General features: G+C 73.0%; 17 protein-coding genes and 1 pseudogene. 12 read left to right on the plus strand and 6 right to left on the minus strand.

Annotated elements, in window-relative coordinates; genetic code table 11:
* Positions 1-142: 142 nt before the first annotated feature.
* A complete protein-coding gene (locus tag AB0P24_RS46240) occupies positions 143-463 on the minus strand; it encodes a hypothetical protein (RefSeq protein WP_365805225.1) in 321 nt (106 codons plus the stop codon).
* Between the two features lie 44 nt (positions 464-507).
* Positions 508-1,416 carry a GNAT family N-acetyltransferase gene (locus AB0P24_RS46245; protein WP_365805227.1) on the minus strand — a complete coding sequence of 303 codons (909 nt, stop codon included), beginning with the start codon at positions 1,414-1,416 and terminating at the stop codon, positions 508-510.
* Positions 1,417-1,658: 242 nt separating this feature from the next.
* On the opposite strand from AB0P24_RS46245, the gene AB0P24_RS46250 reads away from it, so the two are divergent.
* Entirely contained in the window at positions 1,659-2,756 is a 1,098-nt protein-coding gene (locus AB0P24_RS46250; protein WP_365805229.1) for a PP2C family protein-serine/threonine phosphatase, read from the plus strand.
* A gap of 28 nt (positions 2,757-2,784) precedes the next feature.
* Here the strand turns inward: AB0P24_RS46250 and AB0P24_RS46255 are convergent, their stop codons facing one another.
* Positions 2,785-3,225 carry an Lrp/AsnC family transcriptional regulator gene (locus AB0P24_RS46255; RefSeq protein ID WP_365805231.1) on the minus strand — a complete coding sequence of 147 codons (441 nt, stop codon included), beginning with the start codon at positions 3,223-3,225 and terminating at the stop codon, positions 2,785-2,787.
* 31 nt (positions 3,226-3,256) lie between these two features.
* Complete coding sequence (locus AB0P24_RS46260; protein WP_365805233.1) at positions 3,257-4,606, minus strand: transaminase; 1,350 nt, start codon at positions 4,604-4,606, stop codon at positions 3,257-3,259.
* A gap of 346 nt (positions 4,607-4,952) precedes the next feature.
* On the opposite strand from AB0P24_RS46260, the gene AB0P24_RS46265 reads away from it, so the two are divergent.
* The 8 genes from AB0P24_RS46265 to AB0P24_RS46300 all read left to right on the plus strand — a co-directional run bounded on the left by AB0P24_RS46265 (position 4,953) and on the right by AB0P24_RS46300 (position 12,697).
* A complete protein-coding gene (locus AB0P24_RS46265) occupies positions 4,953-5,423 on the plus strand; it encodes a hypothetical protein (RefSeq protein ID WP_365805235.1) in 471 nt (156 codons plus the stop codon).
* A gap of 406 nt (positions 5,424-5,829) precedes the next feature.
* Complete coding sequence (locus AB0P24_RS46270) at positions 5,830-7,086, plus strand: serine hydrolase domain-containing protein (RefSeq protein WP_365805237.1); 1,257 nt, start codon at positions 5,830-5,832, stop codon at positions 7,084-7,086.
* Positions 7,087-7,303: 217 nt separating this feature from the next.
* Positions 7,304-8,872 (plus strand): ATP-binding protein, encoded by a 1,569-nt coding sequence (locus AB0P24_RS46275; RefSeq protein WP_365805239.1) that lies wholly within the window; start codon positions 7,304-7,306, stop codon positions 8,870-8,872.
* A complete protein-coding gene (locus tag AB0P24_RS46280; protein ID WP_365805241.1) occupies positions 8,869-9,291 on the plus strand; it encodes a roadblock/LC7 domain-containing protein in 423 nt (140 codons plus the stop codon). The genes AB0P24_RS46275 and AB0P24_RS46280 overlap by 4 nt, the downstream gene beginning before the upstream one ends.
* Positions 9,288-9,650 carry a DUF742 domain-containing protein gene (locus AB0P24_RS46285; RefSeq protein WP_234538411.1) on the plus strand — a complete coding sequence of 121 codons (363 nt, stop codon included), beginning with the start codon at positions 9,288-9,290 and terminating at the stop codon, positions 9,648-9,650. Before AB0P24_RS46280 ends, AB0P24_RS46285 begins: the two co-directional genes overlap by 4 nt.
* Positions 9,622-10,245, plus strand: coding sequence for an ATP/GTP-binding protein (locus AB0P24_RS46290; RefSeq protein WP_365805243.1), 624 nt, complete (start codon positions 9,622-9,624; stop codon positions 10,243-10,245). The genes AB0P24_RS46285 and AB0P24_RS46290 overlap by 29 nt, the downstream gene beginning before the upstream one ends.
* Positions 10,242-11,468, plus strand: coding sequence for a cytochrome P450 (locus AB0P24_RS46295; protein WP_365805245.1), 1,227 nt, complete (start codon positions 10,242-10,244; stop codon positions 11,466-11,468). The genes AB0P24_RS46290 and AB0P24_RS46295 overlap by 4 nt, the downstream gene beginning before the upstream one ends.
* On the plus strand, positions 11,465-12,697 hold the full coding sequence (locus AB0P24_RS46300) for a cytochrome P450 (protein ID WP_365805247.1): 1,233 nt from the start codon (positions 11,465-11,467) through the stop codon (positions 12,695-12,697). The genes AB0P24_RS46295 and AB0P24_RS46300 overlap by 4 nt, the downstream gene beginning before the upstream one ends.
* Before the next feature lie 122 nt (positions 12,698-12,819).
* Here the strand turns inward: AB0P24_RS46300 and AB0P24_RS46305 are convergent, their stop codons facing one another.
* Complete coding sequence (locus AB0P24_RS46305; protein ID WP_365805249.1) at positions 12,820-14,349, minus strand: helix-turn-helix domain-containing protein; 1,530 nt, start codon at positions 14,347-14,349, stop codon at positions 12,820-12,822.
* 835 nt (positions 14,350-15,184) lie between these two features.
* On the opposite strand from AB0P24_RS46305, the gene AB0P24_RS46310 reads away from it, so the two are divergent.
* The 3 genes from AB0P24_RS46310 (at position 15,185) to AB0P24_RS46320 (ending at position 18,034) form a co-directional block, all read left to right on the plus strand.
* Positions 15,185-15,805 carry an L-threonylcarbamoyladenylate synthase gene (locus tag AB0P24_RS46310; RefSeq protein ID WP_365805251.1) on the plus strand — a complete coding sequence of 207 codons (621 nt, stop codon included), beginning with the start codon at positions 15,185-15,187 and terminating at the stop codon, positions 15,803-15,805.
* Positions 15,806-15,918: 113 nt separating this feature from the next.
* Complete coding sequence (locus AB0P24_RS46315) at positions 15,919-16,674, plus strand: dienelactone hydrolase family protein (protein ID WP_365805253.1); 756 nt, start codon at positions 15,919-15,921, stop codon at positions 16,672-16,674.
* A gap of 211 nt (positions 16,675-16,885) precedes the next feature.
* Positions 16,886-18,034: a glycoside hydrolase family 64 protein gene (locus AB0P24_RS46320; protein WP_365805255.1), complete on the plus strand. Its 1,149-nt coding sequence runs from the start codon at positions 16,886-16,888 to the stop codon at positions 18,032-18,034.
* Positions 18,035-18,090: 56 nt separating this feature from the next.
* Here AB0P24_RS46320 and AB0P24_RS46325 read toward each other — a convergent pair.
* A pseudogene (locus tag AB0P24_RS46325) lies at positions 18,091-18,299 on the minus strand (hypothetical protein); the annotation flags it as partial.

The following is an 18,299-nucleotide window of genomic DNA, read 5'->3' on the forward strand; positions in this document are numbered from 1 at the left end:
GTCCGGTGCGTACTCTCGGCGCGCCGCCCGGAAGCCCTCGTACCGGGCGTACTCGGGCTTCCGGGCGGTGCGGCGAGCGGGGGTACCCCCTCTGGGGAGCGTGCCGGGCGTCGCGCGGCAGACGGCACCTTCGCACCAGGCCCTACTCCTCGCCGAACGGCTCGTCGCTCCATCTGAACCAGGCCCGGTCCCCGTCGATGTGCAGCAGGAACTCGGGGACCGGGCCGGTCGGCGCGATCAGGGACACCTGGCGGCGGATCTCGTCGTGCACCTCTTCCCAGGCCTCCCAGTCCTCGTCCTCAGCCAGGACCAGCTCCCGGGCGAACAGGTCCCGGACGCCCGCGAAGCCGGGGCCCGGGGTGAAGGTGCCGTGCAGCCAGGGGAAGTCGGCCTCGTCGACGACGATCTCGCCGACCGGCTCCCGCCCGCCGCGCACCTGCCAGACGTCACCCTCGAACCCCATGCCTGCTTCTCCCGTCAGCTGCCGGTCACCGCGCCGTCAGCATGTCACCCGGCACTGACAGCGGCCGCCGCCCAGAAGTTCACCCGCTCCCGGACGACCGGGTATCCGGCCCTGGCGAAGTGCGCGGCCATGGGGGTGTTGCCCCGGTCGGTGGCGGCGGCGATGAACTCGGCGCCCTGTTCGGCGAGGAAGTGCGTGCACTCCACGAGCAGGTCGTAGGCGTACCCGTGCCCGCGCCGCTCGGGCAGGACGCCGATGAACCCGATGCAGGGTCCGCCGGGGTTGTGGCCGGGGATGTGGATGCCGACGGGCTCGCCGTCGGGGGTGCGGGCGATCTGCCACCACTGGCGGGGTGAGGGCATCCAGTGGAAGAAGTCCATCTCCTCCTGGGCCGCCCGGTCCACTCCGCCCTGCGCGATGGCGCGGCGGGCGTGGGCGTCCAGGGTGACGGAGTGGATGCGGCGCAGGGCGTCGAAGAACACCCGGTCGTCGGGTTCGGCGGTGAAGACGAGGCGGCCGGGCCGTTCGGGCAGGCCGCACTCGGGGGTCCAGCGGTAGTTGTAGCGCTCCACCAGCAGTTCGAAGCCCGCCTTGCGGGCGGCGGTGAAGCGGGCCTCGGCGGCGGAGCGCAGGGCGGGAACGTCATGCCAGCCCGTCGGCAGGTCGAGTTCCAGCTCCTCGACCTGCCAGGGCGCGCCGCGCAGCAGCTCGGCGCCGGCCTCCTCCTCGCCCTCGGCCACGTCGAACCAGTTGATCAGCAGCGGTTCGGTGGCCTCGGGAGCGCCCCACCAGGCGGCCCGGGCGACCACGCGTCCGTCGCGCAGGGCGACCCGCTGCCAGTCGGGACGGAACCGGGTGCGCCGGTGCCTCTCCCGCAGGCGCAGCGGGTCGGGCAGGGTGTCGAAGACATGGGCGCTGCTGTCGTCGAGCGTACGGATGACCAGATCGGTCATGGATTCCTCCGGGATGCGTGCTCAGGAAGCGCTCCCGGGTCAGCTCTGACCTGTCACGCCCGGGAAACGGGGAGGGAGCGCGGGATGGGTGTGACGCACATGGCACTCGCCTCCTTCCGTCCGGTCTCGGGCGTGCGCTCACACGTTAGGGACCCGCGCCGGAGGCGTCCACCGGTTTTCCCCGCCCGGCATCCCAGGATCGAGACAGGCCGGGTGACCGGGCCCTGGCGTACGTTGGGGGTGTGACTTCGGTACGCGGCTGGTCGTCGCGTGGTTACCGGGACGGTCGTGGCTGGTTGCAGGGTGCGCCGCCGCCGCGCTGGGTCAGGGTGCTGCCCGTCGTCCTGCTCGTGGTCGTGACGGTGGCGACGCTGATCAGCCCCAACGGCCACGACTTCGGCTTCCTCCTCGGGGCGATCCCGCCGCTGGCCGTCCTCTCCTACGGCCCGCTGGCCACGGCCGTGCTCAGCTGCCTGGTGGTGCTCCTGCTCAACGTGCCCGCCACCCACCTGAACCATCCCGGCGACACCGACCTCCTCACGGTCACCTTCGTGGCGCTGCTGAGTGTGTTCGTGTCCTATGTGCGCAGTCACCGGGACGCCCAGCTGGTCACCGAGCGGGCGGTGGGCGAGGCGGTGCAGCGGGCCGTGCTGCCGCCGCTGCCGGAGCGGGTCGGCGGAGTGGGGTGCGTGGGGCTGTACCGGGCCGCGCAGCACGGAACTCTGGTCGGCGGGGACTTCTATGACGTGAGCGACGGCCCCTACGGGGTCCGGGCGGTGATGGGGGACGTACGGGGGCACGGGCTGGCCGCCGTCGCCACGGTGGTGTCGCTGCTGGGGGCTTTCCGGGAGGCCGTCCTCGACCTGGAGGACCTGGAGTCGGTGGCGGCGCGGATGGACCGCAGACTGACGGTGGACTCGGCCGGCAAGCCGCACGCCGAGCTGTTCGCCACGGCTCTGCTGATGGAGTTCTCCGCCGATCTGCGGTCGGTGCGGATCGTGGCCTGCGGTCATCCGGCGCCCGTGCTGCTGCGCAACGGCCGGACCCAGGAGCTGGCCGTCGCACCCGGGGCTCCGCTGGGCCTCGGGCTGGTGGGGGCGGAGCCGGCGAAGGAGGTCACGGTCGAGCTCGGGCCGCGCGACCGGCTGTTCCTCGCCTCGGACGGGGTCTGGGAGGCGCGCGACGGGGCCGGGGGCTTCTATCCGCTTCCGGAGCGGCTCGCCGGGTTCGCCGGGGTGGACGCGGGGGCCCTCACCGAACTGGTGTGGGCGGACCTGACCCGTCACTACGAGGTGCGTGACGACGCCACCATGCTCGTCCTGACACCGGCCATCGGCTGAGTTCGCGGCTCCGCCGCCGGCCGGCCGCTCAGCCCACCTCCCACAGGAAGCGGTGGGTGTGGATGCCGAAGTACGGGAAGGGCCGGACCTCGCGTACCCCCTCGATCGGCCGGACCACGTCGCCCACGAAGTCGAGCAGGTCCTTCGGGCCGGGCGTGACCACCTCGGCGAACAGGTCGAAGCCGCCCGAGGTGAACACGGAGTACACCACCTCGGGGTGTCCGGCGAGCGCGTCGGCGACCTCCCTGGGGTCGCCGTCCACGCCGATACCGAGCAGGGCCATCGCCTGGCCGCCCATGGCCATCGGGTCGGTGACGCCGACGACCTGCACGGCCCGGGAGTCCAGCAGGCGCTGCAGGCGCTGCCGGGCCGCGGAGGCGGAGAGACCCACCTTCGGCCCCAGGTCGGCGTAGGCGATACGGCCGTCGGCCTGGAGCTCGCGCAGGATGGCCCGGTCGATGTCGTCCATGTGCACCGCGTCCCCTCCTTTCCCCGGTTCCTCAGCCGGCCAGTTCACGCAGGGCCGCGCCGAACACCGCGGTGTGGGTGTCGACGTCCTGCGCGGTGGTGTCGGGGCACATCAGGGCCATGTTGTGGAAAGGGGTGAGGAGGATGCCCCGGTTGGCGAGGTAGAGATGCAGGAAGTCCTCCAGCTCGGGGTCGGCGGCGGCCTCGGCCGCGGTGCCGGTGCGCGGGGCCGGGGAGGCGAAGCGGTACTCGGTGCGGGCGCCGAGGCGGCTGACCGACCAGGGCAGGCCCTGCGCCTCGACGGCGTCCCGGACGCCGGTCTCGAAGCGTGCCGAGAGCTGTGCCATGCGGTCGAACGCCTCGTCGGTGAGCACGTGCTCCAGGGTGGCCCGGGTCGCCGCCACCGAGAGCGCGTTGCCGGCGAGGGTGCCGCCGACGCCGCCCATGTCCACCAGGTCCAGGTCGTCGCGGGCGAGGAGCCGCTCGGCGAGTTCGGCGGAGAGGCCGTAGGCACCGGCCGGGATGCCGCCGCCGATGGCCTTGCCGATGGTCAGCAGGTCCGGCTCCAGGTTCCAGGCGGCGGTACAGCCGCCGGGGCCCGCCGAGAAGGTGTGCGTCTCGTCGTTGATGAGCAGCGTGCCGTACTGCCGGGTGAGGGCGCGCACACCGTCCAGGTAGCCGGGCTCGGGCAGCACGATGCCGATGTTGGTCAGGGCGGGTTCCATGAGGACGGCCGCCACGTCGCCGTGGGCGAGTTCGCGCTCCAGCTGGTCCAGGTCGTTGAACTCGGCCACCCGGCTGGTCAGGGTGACGTCGCAGGGCGCGCCGACGTTCCCGGGGCGGGGCGCTCCCTTGCCGTCGGGGCCGACCACGATGAGGGACTCGTCGACGCTGCCGTGGTAGCTGTAGCTGTTCACGAGGATCTTCGGGCGTCCGGTGACGGCGCGGGCGAGCCGGATCGCCCACCGGTTGGCGTCCGTCGCGGTGAGCGAGAAGCTCCAGCGGGCGAGTCCGAAGCGGCGGGTCAGCTCGGCGCCGACCCACTCCGCGTCCTCCGTCGGCAGCATCGCGGTGGCCCCGCCCAGCTCGGCGAACCTGCGCTGCACCGCCTCGGTCACGGCGGCCGGCGAGTGACCGGCCATGGCGCCGGTGTCGCCGAGGCAGAAGTCGATGTACGTGTGCCCGTCGATGTCGGTGACCCGGGCTCCGCGCGCGGTCGCCAGGTACCGGGGGAAAGCTCCGGCGGTCTTGTTCATCCAGGTCATCGGGACCCGGCCGAAGAGATGGCCGGCGCCGGCGTACGCGGCTCGGGAGCGGGGGTTGCCCCGCTCGGCCTCGGCGCTCTCGCGGGCCAGGAGGGCGTGCAGTCGGGTGCGGTCCATGGAGTACTCCTGGTCGGGAGCGGGTGACGACGGAATGACGGGAGCATACGACTGATATCGCTCCCGCATCAAGGATCAACGCTCGAATCGAGTGCCGTGACGACTGATTCGAGCGTCACTTCGGGCGCGGAAAAGCCGCGGGATGTCCGCCGTTCCGCTCAACGCCCGTACCGGTGCGCAGCGTTCGAACGTCCGCTCTCAAACGCCAGGGTCCGCCACCCCTTCCGCCATTTAGAAATATCTACCAGCATGCATATGCCGGGTTGGCGTGTGGTCGCGCAGAATGCCCGGTGTCGGTCGCTCCCTGCGCCTGGAACAGGTGAGCGGAGATATCCCGGAGCGGTACATGACGAACACGATGTGGATGCAGGGCGTGGAATGGCTCGCGGCGGCCTCGGCGGACCCCCGGACCTGCAAGTGGGAGTGGGACCACGGGGAGGGCGTTTCGCTGCTGGAGGCCGGCCGCTTCTGGGATGTGCTGAGCGTGCCGGACCGGCTCGGTCTGCTCACGCTGGACCTGCTGTGGCGGCCCTCCCTGCCGGTGCCCGGGCCGACCCTGGTGGACACCGCGGCGCACCGGGTCGGGTTCTTCCTGCCGCCCGACCCGTGCGGCGGCTGGATCGGGGCCGGGCTGCGGTACACGAGCAAGGGGGCGTGGGTCGCCGCACCGCCGCCGTACCGGCCCGCGCGTTTCCTCGAGTGGCTGGTGCCGCCTGACGGCAGTGGCGCGTTGCACGCGCCGGCCATCCTGGAGCTGGCGCTGCGGGAGGCCAACGGCACGCTGGCGGTGCTGCGGCCGGTGTGCGAGGAACGGTGAGGTCAGCGGTGGGGCAGGAGGGCGAGAACGCCGGCCCGGCGGCTCTCCGGTCCGGCCGGCACCGTACGGTCCTGCTCCCGCCGTTCCCCCACGAGTCGGGCGTGGATCAGCCCAGGGGAGCACAGGGCGCGCGGCTCCTGGCCCGTGCGCCAGGGCGTGCGAGAGATTCCGTCCATGCCAGGGCCGACGCCAGGCACGCGCCGGTGGTACGCGCCGTCCGGTGCGCTCACCGGGCCGGGTGAACGCACCCCCCGATCGGGGCCGCCCCCGTCCTACGAGCATTCCGGCGGCATTCCGCGGCCCGGGGCCGACAGGCGGCACCGGGTGCGCGCTCGTATCCTGTGAGCCCAGGGTTCTGACGTCCGACCCCACCGCACGTTCGCTCTCACGTGCCTGGAGTCAGCCCATGCCGTACACGTCCGCCATGCTCCGCTGGGGGGCCGCGGTCGCCGTCGCGCTGGGGACACTCGCCGTGCCCCTCGTCACCGCGCCCGCCCCCGTACCGGCCGCGTTCGCCGCGCCCTCGCCCGCCCCCTCCGCATCCACCTCCGCCTCCGGCAGCCCGGACGTCCGCGACATGACCCCGGCGCTGGCCCGCCGGCTCGACGCGGTCGTGCGGCACGTCATGCGCGAGGCGGACGTGCCCGGCGTGACCGTCGGGGTCTGGACGCCGGGGCACAGCGACTACGTTCGCTCGTTCGGGGTCGCGAACAAGGCGACCGGGCGGCAGATGTCCCCCGACCTGTACATGCGGATCGGCAGCGAGACCAAGACGTTCACCGTGACCGCGGTGCTGCAGCTGGTCGACCAGGGCAAGGTCGGCCTGGACGACCCCGTCGGCACGTACCTCGACGGTGTACCCGACGGCGACCGGATCACCGTGCGGGACCTGGCCGGGATGCGCAGCGGGCTGTTCGACTACTCCGAGGACGACGGCTTCCTCAAGGCGCTGACCTCGGATCCGCAGCGTGCCTTCACCCCGCGGCAGCTGCTCGCCTACTCCTTCAGACACCGGGTGATGTTCCGGCCCGGGGAGAAGTTCTCCTACTGCAACACCAACCTGATCCTGCTCGGCCTGCTCGTCGAGAAGGAGAGCGGACAGCGGCTCGGCGACTACCTCGCACAGCACGTCCTCGCACCGGCGGGCCTGAGCCACACCCTGTTCCCGACCGGGAACGAGTTCCCCGCCCCGCACGCCCAGGGCTACACGGACCAGACGGCGAGCGGGAAGGTCGAGGAGACCGCCGGCTGGGACCCGTCCTGGGGCTGGGCCGCCGGCGCGATGATCTCGAACCTGGACGATCTGCGCACCTGGGCCCGCACCGTGGCCACCGGTGTCTTCCCCGACGGCACGGCCATGGTGGGCCCCGCCGTCCAGAAGCAGCGGCTGGCCACCCCCTCGACCGGCGTCCAGGGCGCCGGGTACGGTCTCGGCATCTTCGACGTCCAGGGCTGGATCGGGCACAACGGCTCGCTGCCCGGCTACGAGTCCCTGACCGTCTACCTGCCGTCGACGCGGACGACCGTCGTCGTGCTGCTCAACACCGACATCAGCTACAAGGGCGGCATCGAGCCCGGCACCCTGTTCGGTCAGGCGATCACCCGGGTCATCTCCCCGGCCCACGTCTTCGACCTGCCGGCGCCGGCCTCCGCCACGCGGTGACGACACGGCCGCGCGGAGCCTCAACTCACCATCGCCACATGGCATTTCCGACACTTGACACAGAAGCGAACAGTCGCCGAGCGGATTCGAAGCGATGTAACGATTCACCGTGCGGGGCTGGTCGATGACGGTGTGTACTGTGCTGCGAGCGCCACATGGGAGGGCCCCGGGCTCCCCCCTGCCCACTGCTGCCCTACTTCCCCTGGAAACCGATTCCATGATCGAATTGCCGGAACTGGTGGCCGGTGGTCTCGCCGCCGGAACACTCTCCGCGCTCGCCCTCGGCGGCAGCCTGCTCAGGTCCCGGCGCCGGCAGGCGGCGCTGAGGGCCGAGGTGGCGGAGTTGCGCGCCGAACTGGAGGGCGCCGAGGACGCGTTCGTCGCCGAGGTCGAGCATCTCGCCGCCCGCCGGATGCCCGCGGCCGCGGCCCAGCTCGCCCATCCGCACCTGCGGGTTCCGGGGCCCGTCCGGCAGCAGACGCCCGGGACCCCCACCGGGACGGCGCTGGAGTACGTGCTCACCGCGCTGCGCGAGGAGCTGACCGCGCAGCGCACCCGCATCGACGCGGCCGCGCAGGCCGGCCTCCGGGGCGCCACCCGGGAGATCCAGGCCGCCCTGTACCGGCTGCAGGACGCCCTGCGTGGGCTCCAACAGCTCTACGACGACCCGGAGTTGGCGCAGACGCTGTTCGCGTTGGACCACGAGAACGAGCAGTCGCTGCGGCGGGCGCAGGTCGCGGCCGTGGTGTGCGGGGCCTGGGTGGGGCTGGCCCGCGAGGAGTCCCACGTGGTGGACGCCGTCACCGGCGGCCAGGCCCGGCTCTCCGGCTACCACCGGGTCCAGGTCCACAACCACCTGGAGCCGGGCACCGCCCTGGTGTCCCACGCGGTCGAGCCGGTCGCCATCATCGTCGCCGAACTCCTCGACAACGCGCTGCGCCACTCGGCACCGGACACCGCCGTCGTGGTCAATCTGGAGCACGTCCACCACGGGGTGTGCGTGAGCGTCGACGACGCGGGCCTCGGCATGACGCAGGACGAACGGGCCCGCGCCCAGCGGCTGGTCGCGGGCAGCGACCCGATCCTGCTGACCGACCTCGGTGACCCCCCGCGCATGGGCCTGGCCGCGATCGGCCAGCTCACCCGCCAGTTCGACCTGAGCGTCGATGTCTCCTCCCCCTCGCCCTACGGCGGGGTGCGCGCGGTGCTGCGGGTCGACAGCCACCTGCTCGCCCGGATCGACCCGGGCGAACGGCCCCCGTCGGCCAGCGCACCGCGCTCGACCCGGGAACGCCCGGCGCGCAGGGACCCGGTGCGTGAGCGGGGCCGGCACGAGACGGCGGGGCGTGACACGGCCGGGTTCGAGGCGGCGGTTCGCGAGGCCCCCCTGCGTGACATGCCCGCGTGTGGGACAGCCGTGCCGGAGACGCCCGTACCCGAGATCGCGTCGGCCGAGTCCGCGGTGCCTGCCCCTGCGGCGCCCGCCGCGCCGGCCCGTTCCGGGCCTGAGGACGAGCACGAGCGCGTCCCCGCCCCGGCCCCCGCTCCCGGCCGCGAGGAGCCGGACGACCTGGGCGGTCTGCCGCAGCGGCGCCGTCGTGCCACCGCCGCCGCCCCCGGCACCCCCGGTGTGCCTCGGCCGCAGCCGGCCGCGCGCCGTCCCGACGAGGCCGCCGCCGCGCTCGCGGCCCTGCAGTACGGCACTGCGGCGGCGCGGGCTCCCAAGCGGGCGAACACGCCCGAATCCCACCGGACCGACGAAGAAGAAGGAGGAGCGGCCGGATGAACAGCCGCGATGCGGGCGAGACGGCATGGGTGCTGGACCCCGTCCTGCAGGTGCCGCACGTACTGGCCGCCGTCCTGCTCACCCGGGACGGCCTCGCGACCGGCTACACCGACGCACTGTCCCGGGCGAGTGCCGAGCGGGTGGCCGCGATCACCAGTACCGTGCAGGGCGCCTGCCGGGCCGCGGCGGCCGCGTTCGCGGACCGGGACCGGGCCGAGGTGCGGCAGGTGGTCATCGAGTCGGACCACGGGTACGTGCTGATCGTACCGACGGACCACGGCACCTGTGTGGCGGCCTACGGCGACCCCGAGGTGCGCCTGGACCTGCTGGCGCACCGGGTGCACTCACAGGTGGCCCGGCTGGGTGAGAAGGCGATGGCGGCCGCGCCCAGAGGCTCCGACGGCGGCGCGCCGGCATGACCGGCCGCCGTGGCGGCCGTCCCCTGGTCCCCGCGTACCTGTCGACCGGCGGGGTGGCCCGCCCCAGCCGTCCCCACGTGGAGCGGCTGACGGTGCTCGCCCGTGACGGGACCCCCCTGCCCGCCGGTCTCCCGGCCGCCGAACTGGCCCTGCTGGAGCTGCTGTCCGGCGGTGCCCTGACGGTGGTGGAGGCGGCGGCGCTGCTGCGGCTGCCGTTCTCCGCCGTGCGGGTGCTGGCCGCCGACCTGGTCGACCGGGACCTGGTCCAGGCCCGCGCGCCGATCCCGCCCGCCGAACGGTTCGACCCCGACCTGCTGAAGAGAGTGGCCGATGGCCTCCGCGCCCTCAAGCACCAGTGAGCTGCCCCGCGCGGGCGGCACCCATCTCCCCGACGACGCCCGCGACCTGGTGAAGATCCTGGTGACCGGGCCGTTCGGGGTGGGCAAGACGACCCTGATCGACTCGGTGTCGGAGATCCGCCCCCTGCACACCGAGGAGCATCTCACCGAGGCCTCCGTGCCTGTCGACGATCTCGACGGGGTCCGGGAGAAGGAGACGACGACCGTCGCCATCGACTTCGGGCGGATCAGCCTGTCCGGCGGGATCGTGCTGTACCTGTTCGGGACGCCGGGGCAGGAGCGGTTCCGGACGCTGTGGGACGACATCTCCTACGGGGCGCTGGGTGCTCTGGTCCTCGTGGACAGCCGCCGCATCGACGCCTCCTTCGACGTGCTCGGCCTGGTCGAGGAGGCGGGGCTGCCGTACGCGGTCGCCTTCAACGCGTTTCCCGACGCGCCGAGCCACTACACGGGCGAACAGTTGCGCACCGCCCTGGACCTTCAGCCGGGCACCCCGATGGTGACCTGCGACGCCCGGGACGGGCACTCCTCGGTCGACGCGCTGCTCGCCCTGGTCCAGCATCTGATCGACGACCGGCCGGCGGAGGCCCGATGAGCGCGCGGCAGTCCTTCACCGTCTCGGGTCCGGTGCGGCTGTGGGAGGACGGCTTCGCCCGCAACCCGCACGGCTACTACGCGGCCCTGCGCGCCCAGGGCCCGGTGGGCTGGGCGGAGCTCGCGCCGGGCACCCCCGCGTACGTCGTCACCGAGCGGCGCGCCGCCCTGGACGTGCTCCGGGACGTCGAGACCTTCTCGCACGACCCGCGGGGCTGGGAGGCGACCGTCCCCGAGGACTCCCCGCTGCTCGGCATGATGCGCTGGCGGCCCAACGCCCTGTTCTCGGACGCCGACGCGCACATCCGCTACCGGGCCACCCTCATCGACGTGTTCGACCTGATCGAGCCGCACGATCTGCGCCACCTGGTGCACCGGGCGGTACGGCTGCTGGTCGACCGGTTCGGCCCCAGGGGCGAGGCGGATCTCGTCACCGACTTCACCCGGCCGCTGATGGCCCTGGTGTTCAACAACCTCTTCGGGCTGCCGGACAGTCAGGGCGACCGGCTCAACGAGGGCCTCCTGAAGATGATGGAGGGCGGCGCGCAGGCCGCCGAGGGCGAGGCGGACTTCACCGGGTACGTGCTGCGGCTGATCGCCGCCAAGGTCGAGGAGCGCGGCGAGGACCTGCCGAGCATGCTCCTGGACCATCCCGCCGGGCTGACCCCGGAGGAGGTCACCTGGCAGGTGTTCCTCACCCTCGGCGCCGGCTACGAGCCGACCACGAACCTCGTCTCCAACGCGCTCTCCCGGATCCTCGGCAACCCGCTCTACTACTCCACGCTCACCAGCGGCGCCCGCCCGGTCATGGACGCGGTGGTCGAGGTGCTGCATCACGAGACCCCGCTGGCCAACTACGGCATCTACTACGCCCGTCGGCCGGTCTCGTTCCACGGGGCGTGGGTCAGGCCTGCCGTCCCGGTGGTGGTCTCCTTCGGCGCCGTGGGGCTCTTCGCGGAGCGGGAGGCCACCAGCGCCCGGCGCACCGGGGACGCCTCGCACCTGTCGTGGGGCGCGGGCCCGCACGCCTGCCCGGTCCGGCACCACGCGCTGCTCATCGCGACCGAGGCGATCGAACAGCTGACGCAGTGGCTGCCCGACCTCGACCCGGTCCTGCCCCGCGAGAAGCTCGACTGGCGGCCCGGCCCGTTCCACCGCTCGCTGACCTCGCTGCCCGTCCGGTTCAGTCCCCGCTCCCCCGACCAGCCTGGAGAGTCGTCGTGACCGTCACCGACCGCATCGCTCTCGATCCGTTCGGCTCCGACATCCCGGCGGAGAGCGCGCGGTTGCGCGCCCTCGGCCCCGTGGTGCCCGTCGAACTGCCCGGCGGCATACCCGCCTGGGCTCCCACCGGGTACGACGTCCTCAAGGAGCTCATCCTCGATCCCCAGGTCAGCAAGGACCCGCGCAAGCACTGGCGGCTCTGGCCGGAGATCGGCGAACACCCCTCCTGGGGCTGGGTGCTGGGCTGGATCGGCGTGGTCAACATGCTCTCCGCGTACGGTCCCGACCACACCCGGCTGCGCAAGCTGGTGGCGTCGAGCTTCACGCACCGGCGGACCGAGGCGATGCGGCCGCGCGTCACGGCGATCGCCGCGGAGCTGCTGGACGAGGTGGCGGCCGCGGGTGCCGGCGGGGCGGCGGTGGAGCTGCGGGCCGGGCTGGCGCAGCCGCTGCCCATGCGGATGATCTGCGAACTGTTCGGGGTGCCGGACGAGATGCGCGAGGACACCGGTGCGCTGATCGCGGCCATCATGGACACCTCCGACCCGACCCCCGAGCACGCGGCGTTCGTGCAGGAGCGGATCGGCACGGTCCTCGGCGGTCTCATCGCGTACAAGGTGGAGCATCCGGGCGACGACATGACGACGGAGCTGATCCGGGTCCGTGACGAGGACGGCGACCGGCTCAGCGACGAGGAGCTGCTGTACACGCTGCTGCTGGTGATCGGCGCCGGTTTCGAGACCACGGTCAACCTGATCGGCAACGCGGTCGTGGCACTGCTGACGGATCCGGCGCAGCTGGCGGCGGTGCGCGCCGGGACGGTCGGCTGGGACGCGGTGATCGACGAGACGCTGCGGGCGCATCCGTCGATCGCCTCGCTGCCGCTGCGGTTCGCGGTGAGCGACCTGAAGGTCGGGGACGTGACCATCCCGGCCGGGGACGCGATCATCACGACGTACGCGGCGGCGGGTCTGGACCCGGCGCACTACGGGCCGGACGCGGGCGCGTTCGACGCCGCTCGGGGCGCCGACGACCACCTGGCGTTCGGGATCGGGGTGCACCGCTGCATCGGCGCCCCGCTCGCCCGGGCGGAGGCGCTGGCCGCGCTGCCCGCACTGTTCGACCGGTTCCCGGGCCTGCGGCTCGCGGTCGGGAAGGACGAACTGCGGCAGGTGCCGTCGTTCATCGCTTGCGGCTGGCAGGAGATCCCGGTGCGCCTGGAGGCGTGAACCGGGGGTCGCGGGGGCTGCGACCGGTCCCCCGTTCCGGTCGTGCCCCCGCACAACGTGAACATACGTCCGTGTCGCGCCGTTGGGTATCGCGCCGATGCCCGTTCGCGTACGCCGAGGCCTCACCCGTGCACAGGTGAGTCCGGTTGGCCCTGATTCGCCCGGAGCAGGACGGGGGCGGTGAGGTCCCCGAGGGCGAGATGGGCGAGGACGACCTCGTACAGGTCGGTGCCGGCGGCCAGCAGCTGGCGTTCCAGGACGGGCTCGGCGCCCCGCACGTGTTCGCGGACGGTCTGGGGGTGCACCCCCAGATCCTGCGCGGCGCGTTCGGCGTTCCCGCCGGCGGCGATCCAGGCGCGCAGGGTGCCGCGCAGGTCGCGGCCGTCCCGGACCAGACGGTCGAGGAGGTCGTGCGCCCAGGCCCGCAGCGCCGGACTCGCCAGGAGGTCGCCCAGGCGGACGCCGGACGGCCGCGGCACCGTACCGGCGAGCTCCTCCGCGAGGGCCGCCTGGGTGTTGAGGGCCAGGTGGGCGGTGGCGCGCACGGTGAGGTCGGAGAAGTCGGCGCCCAGCAGCGCCTCGACCCGGTCCATGCGGGCGCGCACGGTGTTGCGGCTGACCCCGAGTATCTTGGCGGCGCTGACGGCGGTGAACTCCAGGCCGAGGCGGGTGGTGGCGAGGAGTTCCGCGCGGGTGTGGTGGGGCAGGGTGTCCAGCGGCCGCAGCACGGCGGTGGACCAGGCGTACAGCGCGGCGGGGTCCATCAGCCGTTCCGGGTGGGTGCGTTCGGCGTAGACGGCGGCCTGGTCGGGGCGGAAGCGGGCGACGGCGAGGGCGCTGACGGCCTGGCCGTAGGCGACGGCCGTCTGGGCCAGGCTCTGCGGGCCGCTGCCGCCGAGGAAGGTGCCGGGGCGGCCGTGGACGAGCGAGCGCAGCCGCTCGGCCGTCGCGGGGGCGGGGCTGAGGATGATGACGTGGCCGTCCATGGCGGGGCAGCGCACGACGAGGGCCTGGTCGCGGGTCATGTCGAGGCAGTCCTCGGCGAGGCCGTCGCGCTCCGCCGGATGTCCCTCGACGATGTACACGCAGGCGCTGTCGGTGTCGAGCAGGCCGGGCCACAGGCCGGCGGCGACGCGGCGCGCGGAGACCGTGTCCTCGACCATCAGGAGTTGCAGGATGGCGAGGCGCAGGTCGGCGGTGGCCCGCCGGAGCCGGTGCCCGGCGGCCGTCAGTTCCCGCTCGCGCAGCAGGAGTTCGACGACTCCGGCGGTGTGGGTGACCATCTCGGCGGCCCGCCGGTCGAAGGGGGTCGCGCGGGCCACGGCGAGCAGGCCGGCGGCGGCCGGACGGGGGTCGGGGGCGCGGACCGCGACCAGCCGCAGGTGGCGGTCGCCGTCCTGGACGGCGGCGGCGGAGATCCGCCCGGCGACCACGTCGGCCACGAGGCAGTCGTCGAGGGGGATCCCGGTCCCGGCGAGCAGGGTGCCGTCCGCGGCCTGGAGGCACACGGTCGCCTGCACGGCGCCGGCGAGCCAGGCGACGACCCGGCGCGGGTCGCGGGCACCGGGACGCAGATGGTCGAGGAGCCGTGCGGCCCAGTCGTCGCCGAGGGGTGCCGGGTGCCGCGGGCCCTGGTCCGCTCGGCCTGCCATCTCGCCCTGCCCCTCGTCCCTCGCTTCAGCCTCGGTCCACGGACGTTACCCGATCGGACGAGGCCTGGTCCCGTCACCGGTCCCGGCTCCGCCGGCGGCTCTCGGGGGAAGGGCCGCCGGCGCACATGCCCCACCCGGGCCGGGGGGAGGGCCCCGGCGTGGCTCACTCCTCGGGTGCCCAGGAACCCGCCGGACATCCGGACCGATTCCGAGGCCACCGAACCGGTGACCGGTGAAGGCCACGAGGGGCCTGCCGAGCCATGCCATGCCATGCCATGACGAGCCCCGGGGCGACCTGGACCAAGGGGGCCAGGGGCAGCCCCGACGTCCACCGGCGGCAGCGGACGCCCCCCGCGAGCCCTCCGCCTCAGACCCCCGGACCAGGCATCACCAGGCCCAGCAACCAGCCACGAACCAGCACCCACCAACGACACCGGCACCCCCCACCAGCCCTCCGGTGCGGGCGCCGGGGCGCGGCACGCCAGGCCCGGTGCCCGGCGTGGCCCGGCTCCGCCGGTGGGTGATGGCGGGCGGCCCCCGTGAGGCCTCCGGCGCGCGCGAGGGCCGTGCGCGGCCGGGCGGCGGGCAGGGCGGGCGTGGCTCGGATGCGGAAGGGCAGAGCGGCCCGCCGGTCCAGCAGGGGGGGCGGCCACGGCGGGCGGGCGGGTCCGGCGGCAGCGCGGGCACCGCCTCGCCGCCGGGGAGTGCCGGATCCGGTCACGCCCCGGACAGGGACGTGCGGCCATGGCCGTGCCGAACAGGGACGGCCCCTCGACCGTCCGGCGCGTGCCCGGCCCGCTCGGCCGATGCCCGCCGTACGGCATAAGCTCGGCGGATGGCGAAGTACTTCGACGTGCACCCCGACAACCCGCAGCCGCGCAGCATCTCGCAGATCGCCGACGCGGTCCGCTCGGGGGCGCTCATCGCATACCCGACCGACTCCTGCTACGCGCTGGGCTGTCAGCTCGGCAGCCGCGACGGCATGGACCGGATCCGCACCATCCGGCATCTGGACGACCGGCGCCATTTCACTCTGATGTGCCGCGACTTCGCGCAACTCGGCCAGTTCGTGCGCGTGGACAACGACGTGTTCCGGGCCGTGAAGGCGTCGACACCCGGCAGCTACACCTTCATCCTGCCCGCGACCCGCGAGGTGCCGCGCAAGCTGCTGCACCCGAAGAAGAAGACCGTCGGCGTCCGTATCCCCGACCACGTGGTCACCCAGGCGCTGCTGGCCGAGCTGGGCGAGCCCCTGCTCTCCAGCACCCTGCTGCTGCCGGACGAGGAGGAGCCGCTGACCCAGGGCTGGGAGATCAAGGACCGACTGGACCACCAGGTGGACGCGGTGGTGGACTCCGGGGACTGCGGCACCGAGCCGACCACGGTCATCGACTTCTCGGGCGGCGAGGCGGAGATCGTCCGCCGGGGCGCCGGCGACACCTCGCGCTTCGAGTGAGCTCGACGCTCCCCCGTCCACGGCTCTCCGCCCCGGCGTGCCACGATGATCGGGACACGCCGCGCCGGGTGTCCCCCACCCCGACGCCGACTCCGCAGAGAGGCACTTGAGCCATGACCGCCGTACAGGGAACCGACGTCGACATCACCACCGAGGACGGTACCGCCGACGCCTATCTGGCCCACCCCGCCGACGGACTCCCGCACCCGGGCGTGCTGCTGTACCAGGACGCCTTCGGGATCCGCCCGCACCTGAAGGCGATGGCGGACCGGCTCGCCGGCGCCGGTTACACGGTCCTGGTCCCCAACGTCTTCTACCGCAGCGGCCGCACTCCGGTCGTCGAACTCCCCGAGTTCATCGATCCATCGGCGGACCCGGCGATCTGGCAGCGGCTCATGCCGATCATGATGTCGCTGACGCCCGAGCTCAGCGACCGCGACTCGGCCGCCTACCTGGACTGGCTGGCCGACAGCCCGCTGGTGGCCGACGGGCCGGTCGGGATCACCGGCTACTGCATGGGCGCCCGGCTGGCGATGCGGACCGCCGCCGCGTTCCCGGACCGGGTCGCGGCCGCGGGCGGCTTCCACGGCGGCCGGCTGGTCACCGACGACGCGGACAGCCCGCACCTGCTCGCCGGCCGGGTCACCGCGGAGCTGTACTTCGGCTTCGCGGACCAGGACCAGTCGATGACCGAGGACCAGATCCGCACCTTCCGGGAGGCGCTCGACGCCGCCGGGGTCCGCAACACGTGCGAGATCTACCGGGGCGCCGCGCACGGCTACACGCAGGCCGACACGTCGTCCTACTCCGGCGCGGCCGACGAGCGCCACTGGGCCGCCCTGCTCGACCTGTTGAAGCGCGCCCTCTGAGCCACCCGTTCCACCGGATTCCCGGGGCCCGTCGATCCGACGGGCCCCGATTCCGTCCGCCTTGTTGACATGCACCCGACCCACGACCCACGCTGAGAGCGCTCTCAGAATTGGTACGGACCAGTTTCGTGCCAACCCCGACCCCACACGGAGGTGGAGAGTGCGCACAGGACTCGCACGCCGGACACTGCCCCTGACGGCCACAGCGGCACTGATCGGCGGGGTGCTCACCCTGGGCACCCCGCACCCGGCCGAGGCGGCGGTACCCGCCACGATCCCGCTGAAGATCACCAACAACTCCGGCCGCGGCGACCAGGTGTACATCTACGACCTCGGCACCCAGCTCTCCTCGGGACAGCAGGGCTGGGCCGACGCCAACGGCACCTTCCACGCCTGGCCCGCCGGCGGCACCCCGCCGACCCCGGCACCGGACGCCTCGATCACCGGCCCGGCGGCAGGTCAGTCGAAGACGATCCAGATCCCGAAGTTCTCCGGCCGGATCTACTTCTCCTACGGCCAGAAGCTCGACTTCAGACTGACCACCGGCGGTCTGGTGCAGCCCGCGGTGCAGAACCCGAGCGACCCGAACCGCGACATCCTCTTCAACTGGTCCGAGTACACGCTCAACGACTCGGGGCTGTGGATCAACAGCACCCAGGTGGACATGTTCTCGGTGCCGTACGCGGTCGGGGTGCGGCGCTCCGACGGCAGCACGGCCGCCACCGGGCACCTCAAGCCGGGTGGCTACAAAGGGTTCTTCAGCGCCCTGCGCGGACAGAGCGGCGGCTGGGCGAACCTGGTCCAGACCCGCTCCGACGGCACCGTGCTGCGCGCGCTCTCCCCGTTGTACGGGGTGGAGACCGGGGCGCTGCCGTCGACCGTCATGGACGACTACGTGAACCGGGTCTGGTCGAAGTACTCGACGTCGGCCCTGACCGTCACGCCGTTCGCCGACCAGCCGAACACGAAGTACTACGGCCGGGTCTCGGGGAACGTCATGAACTTCACCGACTCCACCGGAGCGGTGGTGACGAGTTTCCAGAAGCCCGACGCGAACAGCGTCTTCGGCTGCCACAACCTGCTCGACGCACCCAACGACCAGGTACGCGGGCCGATTTCGCGCACACTCTGCGCGGGCTTCAACCGGTCGACGCTGCTGACCAGTTCCAACCAGCCGGACACCAGCCCGGCGGACTTCTACCAGGACCCGGTCACCAACCACTACGCGCGCGACATCCACGCCCAGATGGCCGACGGCAAGGCGTACGCCTTCGCCTTCGACGACGTCGGCAACCAGGAGTCGCTGGTCAACGACGGCAATCCGCAGCAGGCGTACCTGACGCTGGACCCGCTGAGCTGACCCACGCGGGCGTCCCGCACCCGGAATCCGGGTGCGGGACGCCCGACTGTCCTGCGTCAGCCGGTCGTGACGGCGGTGTCGTCGACGACGAAGCTGGTCTGGAGCGAGGAGTCCTCGACACCGCTGAACTTCAGGGTGACGGTCGAGCCCGCGAAGGACCCGAGGCTGAAGGACTTCTGCACGTATCCGGAGGCCGCGTTGAGGTTGGAGTACGTGGCCAGGGTGGTCGAACCGGCGGTGACCGTCAGCTTGTCGTACTGGGTGC

The organism is Streptomyces sp. NPDC086519 (assembly GCF_040686075.1).
GTDB classification, from domain to species: Bacteria; Actinomycetota; Actinomycetes; order Streptomycetales; family Streptomycetaceae; genus Streptomyces; species Streptomyces shenzhenensis.

Coding starts and splice junctions, on each gene's coding strand:
- AB0P24_RS46310 (WP_365805251.1), top strand. CDS start 15,185: ATGGCGAAGTACTTCGACGTGCACCCCGACAACCCGCAGCCGCGCAGC.
- AB0P24_RS46280 (WP_365805241.1), top strand. CDS start 8,869: ATGAACAGCCGCGATGCGGGCGAGACGGCATGGGTGCTGGACCCCGTC.
- AB0P24_RS46265 (WP_365805235.1), top strand. CDS start 4,953: ATGACGAACACGATGTGGATGCAGGGCGTGGAATGGCTCGCGGCGGCC.
- AB0P24_RS46290 (WP_365805243.1), top strand. CDS start 9,622: ATGGCCTCCGCGCCCTCAAGCACCAGTGAGCTGCCCCGCGCGGGCGGC.
- AB0P24_RS46295 (WP_365805245.1), top strand. CDS start 10,242: ATGAGCGCGCGGCAGTCCTTCACCGTCTCGGGTCCGGTGCGGCTGTGG.
- AB0P24_RS46245 (WP_365805227.1), bottom strand. CDS start 1,416: ATGACCGATCTGGTCATCCGTACGCTCGACGACAGCAGCGCCCATGTC.
- AB0P24_RS46270 (WP_365805237.1), top strand. CDS start 5,830: ATGCCGTACACGTCCGCCATGCTCCGCTGGGGGGCCGCGGTCGCCGTC.
- AB0P24_RS46305 (WP_365805249.1), bottom strand. CDS start 14,349: ATGGCAGGCCGAGCGGACCAGGGCCCGCGGCACCCGGCACCCCTCGGC.
- AB0P24_RS46285 (WP_234538411.1), top strand. CDS start 9,288: ATGACCGGCCGCCGTGGCGGCCGTCCCCTGGTCCCCGCGTACCTGTCG.
- AB0P24_RS46255 (WP_365805231.1), bottom strand. CDS start 3,225: ATGGACGACATCGACCGGGCCATCCTGCGCGAGCTCCAGGCCGACGGC.
- AB0P24_RS46315 (WP_365805253.1), top strand. CDS start 15,919: ATGACCGCCGTACAGGGAACCGACGTCGACATCACCACCGAGGACGGT.
- AB0P24_RS46260 (WP_365805233.1), bottom strand. CDS start 4,606: ATGGACCGCACCCGACTGCACGCCCTCCTGGCCCGCGAGAGCGCCGAG.
- AB0P24_RS46275 (WP_365805239.1), top strand. CDS start 7,304: ATGATCGAATTGCCGGAACTGGTGGCCGGTGGTCTCGCCGCCGGAACA.
- AB0P24_RS46240 (WP_365805225.1), bottom strand. CDS start 463: ATGGGGTTCGAGGGTGACGTCTGGCAGGTGCGCGGCGGGCGGGAGCCG.